This window comes from Apilactobacillus xinyiensis, assembly GCF_019656235.1.
GTDB lineage: Bacteria > Bacillota > Bacilli > Lactobacillales > Lactobacillaceae > Apilactobacillus > Apilactobacillus xinyiensis.
This window is the reverse complement of sequence record NZ_BPLL01000041.1, coordinates 1-7009: the sequence shown is the minus strand read 5'-3', so window position 1 is coordinate 7009 and position 7009 is coordinate 1. Positions and strand designations below refer to the sequence as shown.

Here is a 7009-nt window from a genome sequence, read left to right as displayed (position 1 = left end):
ATTGAATATCGAAATCATTCCATGAAATTAAATATTTAATTTAGTAATAATTGTCTAACTTTTTTAAGGCACTTCACCATTTGGGAGCCTTTTTTAATTAGCTAATTAGTTTGCCTTACTAAAGTAAACTACATTTTTAGTAAAATCGTTTTTATCATTAGATAAAATAAATTTATTAGTAGAAGTAAACTTCATATACAAAGGTTTAGCATTTTTAGCTTTGTATGAAAATTCAAATACATTATTTGAAAGATGCTTGTAACTGTAAGCAGCATATTTAACTAAACTGTTTTTTAACTTATTATTTTCAAATACATCTCTTTGAAAACCGTTTTTGGTATCAAAGCTCATAACTTCATAAGTATTGTTTTTAGATTTTGAAGATTGCCATTTTCCGTCAATAATCTTAATAGCTAAACTATTGCTAGATTTTTCACTGTTAGAAGTTGATTTAGACTTTTTATCAGAATTAGTTTTTTTATCATTTCTTTGAACTGTATTTTTAACATTTACAGTATTTGTTTGTAATGTAATGATTCTATATGGTTTTTGCAAAGAATTTTTAGTTTGAGCATATACATATAATTTACTACCATTACTTAACTTACCCTTTAAAGTAACCTTGTAGTTACCATTATTTTTTGAAGCATAAGTATTTCCAACTTCTTTTTTATTATTCAAAAGAACTGAAACCTTAGATCCTTTGGTAGCATTTCCATTAACAGTTGATGAATTGTAGTTTGATATATTAACAAAAGTTTTTTCATTAGCTGAACTTGAAGTAATAAAAAGTGTAAATGCAGCTAATACTGATAATCCAGCTAACACAAAATTACTAATTTTTTTCATTTAATAGCACCATCTTTTCTTTTACTAAATACCTATTATATATCCAAAATAACAAATAGCAACTAAAATTTATTATTTATAGATGTCTTAAACATTTTTTAAAATTTTAAAGATATAATTAGGGTTTTTATACCATTGAACTATCATTTCATGATTAATAACTATTGTTCCAGAAGCACCTGCTAAATCTTGCGCTGCTTTTGTATAATTACTTGAGCACACCACAATTGGCACGTCTAAACCGTAAGCTACTGTACCCGTAACCGCTTGTTGAATAGCCTCAACTCCAACATAACTATTATATAATTTACACTGAATGCCATATTTTTTATTTTTATATGTAGCTACAACATCTAAACCAAAATCATTAGATTGCTGAGTGACAATCGACTTAAAACCACTTCTATAAAATAAATATCCAATCATATATTCAAAGTTATTAGCTGTTACATTAAAATGATTTTTACGCATTGCACGATTAGTAATTCTTTTATATTTTGCAGCATTATTTCTTTTTATTGTGGTCCCTTTAACTGAAAGGCTTGATGAACTAATTTTCTTTTTTATTTTAACGGAAAATATTTTCCTGCGTTTAGTTAGTTTGAAAAAAATTAGAAATATTAACAATATGCCTAAAAACAACAAACTAAAAGTATCAGGCGCGTCTAGATTTGAAACAAAAACGTTTAAATTATCTTTTAAATTAACTTTGCTATTCTGTGTAAAAATTTTATATAAATTTACAATTAAGTTATATAAAGTACTAATTACAAAATAAAAAATTAATCCTATATATTGAATAATAAAATCTAAGCCTGATAATAGCTTATCTAACAAAGGAATTCCCCTTTTTCGAAATTTATTTTATCATTTGCACCCTGTTAATTATATTGTTAAAGTTTAGCAAAGTAAATAAAATAATATCTTATAGATTTAATAAATAATCTTGACGTTTACCATTGACATTTTTTTATTTTAAGATAGCGTTTTCATTATTGATTGAAAAACGCTTTTGTTAATCTAATTTGTGTTATATAATAATCACGTACATTGACGTAATTCTACATATATTATTATGTCAAATTTGATAAACGATAAATATTAGGGAGTGACGGTATTGGCAACAGAAACTCGTGCCTTGTTCATGCTTTTTGGTGCAACAGGTGACTTAGCTAAACGTAAACTATATCCTTCAATTTTCAATCTATATAAAAAGAATTATATAGATCAAAAACACTTTGCTTTAATTGGTACTGGTCGTCGTAAGTGGAGCGATCAAGATTTAAGAAATGTTATCTTAGAATCAATTAAAGATAGTGCTGAAAGTGAAGACCAAGCAAATGAATTTGCTAGCCATTTTTACTACATGTCTCATGATGTTACAAATCCTGAACATTATAGAGCATTAAGTGATTATGCAGATAAATTAGAAGATAAATATGCAACTGAAGGAAACCGTATTTTCTACATTTCTATGGCTCCTAACTTCTTTGGTACAGTCGCTGAAAATCTAAAATCTCAAAATGTATTATCTGACAACGGTGGATTTAACCGTTTAATCATTGAAAAACCATTTGGTCGTGATTACCAAACAGCTGAAGAGTTGAATAATTCATTAGGTAAATCATTCAATGAAGACCAAGTTTACCGTATAGACCATTATTTAGGTAAAGAAATGGTTCAAAACATTCAAGCATTACGTTTTGGTAACCCAATTCTAGAATCTGTATGGAATAACAAATTCATCAAGAACATTCAAATTACTTTATCTGAAAAGCTTGGTGTTGAAGAACGTGCTGGATACTATGACAATTCCGGTGCATTACGTGATATGGTACAAAACCACATCATGCAAATTGTTACTATTCTTGCAATGGAAGAACCAGTTGCATTCAAAGATACTGATATTCGTAACGAAAAAATTCGTGCACTACGTAGCCTTAGAATCTACGACAAGGATGAAGCTAGAGAAAACTTTGTCCGTGGTCAATATGGTGCTAAAGGTGAACAAAGAGATTACCGTCACGAAGATGACGTTCCAGCTGATTCAAATACTGAAACATACGTTGCTGGTAAGTTAATGTTTGATAATCAACGTTGGGCTGGTACTCCTTTCTACGTACGTACTGGTAAAATGCTTGCTGATAAATTCACACGTATCGACGTTGTATTTAAAAAACCTTTAATTGATGTTTTTGATGCCGGTGATAAAGATAAATCTGGTTTAGATTCAGACGTATTAACTTTATTCGTAGATCCAGTACAAAAGGTAATCCTACATCTTAATGGCAAGGTTCCTGGTCAAGGATTTACTACTAAGGGAATGGACCTAACCCATGTTCAATCAGATGAAGACCGTCAAAACACTCCAGAACCATACGAACGTTTGATTCACGATGCTATTAAGGGTGACGCTACTAGTTTCGCAAGTTGGCAAGAAGTTGCTCGTGCTTGGAAGCTAGCTGATGTTGTTAGAAATCTTTGGGATACTGAAAAACCTGATTTTCCTAACTACACTCCTGGTTCAATGGGACCAAAAGCTGCTGACGATTTATTAGCCCGTGATGGCAACAAATGGGTCTTCACTTTAGACTAATAATTGAATGACATTTAATATTTAAAATGTTAAAATTTACTTGTGTGTTTAATAAATAAAAATTTTCTTTAAAAAGGAAGGTTCAAACAATGGCTGATCAAAAAGCAAACATTGGTGTTGTTGGTATGGCTGTTATGGGTAAAAACTTAGCCCTTAACATTGAAAGCCGCGGCTTCACTGTAGGTATTTATAATCGTAGTGCTTCAAAGACTGAAGAAGTTATGAAGGACCACGCTGAAAAGAAACTTGTTCCAAGTTATTCAGTTGAAGACTTTGTTAACTCATTAGAAACTCCTCGTCGTATTATGATGATGGTTAAAGCTGGTAAAGCTACTGATGCTGTTATCAACGAATTATTACCTTTATTAGACAAAGGTGATGTTTTAATTGATGGTGGTAACACTAACTTCCACGATACTATGAAGAGAAATGCCGAATTAGATAAATCTGGTATTAACTTTATTGGTATGGGTGTTTCTGGTGGTGAACTAGGTGCATTACACGGTCCATCATTAATGCCTGGTGGTCAAAAAGATGCCTACGAATTAGTAGCACCTATCTTAGACAAGATTGCTGCTAAAGCTAACGATGGCAAACCATGTGTTCAATACATTGGACCTAATGGTGCCGGACACTACGTAAAAATGGTTCATAATGGTATCGAATACGGTGATGAAGAATTAATTGACGAAAGTTACAACATTCTTCGTAACGGTGCCGGTATCTCAGTTGATGAATTAGCTAACATTTTCAAAGACTGGAACAACGGTGAACTTAATAGTTACCTAATCGAAATTACTGGTGATATTTTAACTAGAAAAGACGACTTAGGTTCTGACAAGAACAAACCTATCGTTGACATGATTCTTGACCGTGGTGCTAACAAAGGTACTGGTAAATGGTCATCAATGGATGCTATGGAAATCGGTGTTGACCAATCAGTTATTTCTGAATCAGTTTACGCTCGTTTCATTTCTATGTTAAAAGACGAACGTCTAAATGCAGCTAAAGTTCTTAATGGACCTAAAGCAGCTGACGTTATCACTGAAGACGACAAGAAAGATCTTGTTGAAAAAGTTCGTAAAGCATTATACTTTGGTAAAATCATGAGTTATGCTCAAGGTTTCGAACAACTTCGTTTTGCTTCAGAAGACTACAAGTGGGACTTGAAGTTTGGTGAATTAGCTCAAATCTGGCGTGAAGGTTGTATCATTCGTGCTCAATTCTTACAAAACATCACTGATGCTTTTGAAAAAGATGCTAACTTAACTAACTTATTATTAGACCCTTACTTCTCAGAAATCGCTAACAAGTACCAAAGCGATGCTCGTGATGTTGTTGCTTTAGCAACTAAAGCTGGTATTCCAGTTCCATCACTTTCAGCTGCTGTTACTTACTTCGATTCATACCGTGCTGAAGTATTACCTGCTAACTTATTACAAGCCCAACGTGATTACTTTGGTGCTCACACTTACGAACGTACTGACCGTGAAGGTAACTTCCATTACCCATGGTACACTGAACAATAATAAAATAAAAAACAGTCATTTTTATGACTGTTTTTTATTTTATCTAAACAATAGACTTGAATATGTTTCAAATATTCTATAAAATATAGTTGAGAGATAAAAAAGAAAGCAGAGGTGAAACAATCATGACAGAACTAACTTTTGATCCTGGAGCGTCCAACGGTCCGTCTATCAAGGGAAAATTTCTGAAAATGGTTGTTTCTATTCTTTAAAATAAAAAAGAGTAGAGATAACTTTTGACAGTTAATTTTCCCGTACTTATACAGAATACGAGATGAATATTCTTATTCACAAAGGAAATTAACTGTTGTTAGTTATCTCGGTATCCTTTAATTATGAAGAAGTATTGACGTACTTGTAATTAATAAAGTAAAAAATAAATTTGCTCATGATGCTTAACTCTCTAGGGAACTTTTGAGGGAGATATAGCAACAGTTTGTTTAAAACAATAAATTAAACTTGAGATAAAATGAGTAATTATGAGATTACACAGAAATCTTTATGAACCGTGGGAACATGGTTTATGCCAAAGTAATTGCTGTTTATCTTGAACAAAACAATAAAAAAACGATTTGGAAATAATTCCAAATCGTTTTTTTATTGTTTATTTTATTTCATATCTGCTAAAAATCTTTTTTCCTTTTCATGATCAAACTCATTTTCAGATTTACTAATTACTAACGTAGCTAAAGAGTTTCCAATTACGTTTACAGATGTTCTAGCCATGTCCACAAAACGGTCAATTCCGGCAATAAATGTTAATCCAGACATTGGTACCCCAATTGTAGAAACAGTAGCTAATAACACCACAAATGACGCTCCAGGAACTCCAGCCATTCCTTTAGAAGTAATCATTAATACAACTACTAAAGTTATTTGATGAGCTAATGTTAAATGAATACCATAAGCCTGTGCTAAAAATAAAGCTGCCAATGATTGATAGATTGCTGAACCATCTAAGTTAAAGGTATATCCTGTAGGAATTACAAATGAAACTATTGAATTACTAACCCCAAATTGTTGCATACGATCAATGTTTTTAGGTAAGGCTGCTTCTGAACTAGCAGTAGAAAAAGCTAGCACCGCTTCTTCTTTTATAACTTTAAGTAAAGTAGTAATTCTAAAGCCAAATAATCTGGCAACACCGCCCATTACTACTAAAACAAATATTATCATAGTTACATACGTAAGTCCGACAAAATAACTAAGCGGAATCAATGCTGATATACCTAATTCAGCTAATGTTACACCGATAAGGGCACAAACTCCAATTGGAGATACTTTCATGATCCAACCAGTTACTTTAAACATAACTTGAGAAACTGAATCTAAAAAGTCGATTATAACTTTTCCTTTTTCACCTATAGCTGCTGTCCCTAATCCAAAAAACACTGAGAACAATATAATAGGCATCATATCACCACTACTAATAGAACTAAAAACATTAGTAGGTATTAAATTAATTATTGTATCTAATATTCCTGAATGACTACTGGCACTTTTAGCAGTAGTTATGTATTTTGTTATATCAGTTCCTTTTAATGCATGAACATTTATAAAATCTCCTGGGTGAAAAATATTCCCCATGATTAATCCTAATATAATCGCAAGAGTTGTCATTAATTCAAAATATAGTAAAGTTTTTCCACCTATACGACCTAATTTTTTAATATCGCCAATGTTGGCTATCCCAACTGTTAAACAAGATATAACAATAGGTATAACTATCATTTGAATAAGACGTATAAACATAGTACCTAGACTTTGCATTATATTAATTGCTAACTCGTTTTTATAAAAAACAGTTCCTAACACAATTCCCAATACAAGTCCAATAAAAATTTGGACACCTAAAGAAAGTTTAATTTTTCGCATCTGAAATAATCCTCCAAAATGTTTAATGTTATTAAACATTCTATCACATTTCACAAGTATATATTCAATAAAATAAAAAAGCTTTCGAAATAAATCGAAAGCTTTTCATAATGAGCGTGGCAACGTCCTACCCTTGCAGGAGGCGATCCTCCAACTACTC

The 7009-nt window shown here is 31.5% G+C and carries 5 protein-coding genes; 2 read left to right on the top strand and 3 right to left on the bottom strand.

Features of this window, described 5'->3' with window-relative positions; translation table 11 throughout:
- Positions 1-105: 105 nt before the first annotated feature.
- Entirely contained in the window at positions 106-849 is a 744-nt protein-coding gene (locus tag K5Q11_RS07380) for an Ig-like domain-containing protein (protein ID WP_220752396.1), read from the bottom strand.
- Between the two features lie 87 nt (positions 850-936).
- On the bottom strand, positions 937-1686 hold the full coding sequence (locus K5Q11_RS07375; protein WP_220752394.1) for a restriction endonuclease: 750 nt from the start codon (positions 1684-1686) through the stop codon (positions 937-939).
- A 280-nt stretch (positions 1687-1966) separates the two neighbouring features.
- Between K5Q11_RS07375 and zwf the strand changes: the two genes are divergently transcribed.
- Both zwf and gnd read left to right on the top strand, forming a co-directional pair.
- Positions 1967-3445 (top strand): glucose-6-phosphate dehydrogenase, encoded by a 1479-nt coding sequence (gene zwf, locus K5Q11_RS07370; protein ID WP_220752392.1) that lies wholly within the window; start codon positions 1967-1969, stop codon positions 3443-3445.
- Positions 3446-3534: 89 nt separating this feature from the next.
- Complete coding sequence (gene gnd / locus K5Q11_RS07365) at positions 3535-4974, top strand: NADP-dependent phosphogluconate dehydrogenase (protein WP_220752390.1); 1440 nt, start codon at positions 3535-3537, stop codon at positions 4972-4974.
- Positions 4975-5583: 609 nt separating this feature from the next.
- Here the strand turns inward: gnd and K5Q11_RS07360 are convergent.
- Complete coding sequence (locus K5Q11_RS07360; protein WP_251067935.1) at positions 5584-6849, bottom strand: cation:dicarboxylate symporter family transporter; 1266 nt, start codon at positions 6847-6849, stop codon at positions 5584-5586.
- Positions 6850-7009 lie beyond the last annotated feature (160 nt).

Coding starts and splice junctions, on each gene's coding strand:
- K5Q11_RS07380 (WP_220752396.1), bottom strand. CDS start 849: ATGAAAAAAATTAGTAATTTTGTGTTAGCTGGATTATCAGTATTAGCT.
- gnd (WP_220752390.1), top strand. CDS start 3,535: ATGGCTGATCAAAAAGCAAACATTGGTGTTGTTGGTATGGCTGTTATG.
- K5Q11_RS07360 (WP_251067935.1), bottom strand. CDS start 6,849: ATGCGAAAAATTAAACTTTCTTTAGGTGTCCAAATTTTTATTGGACTT.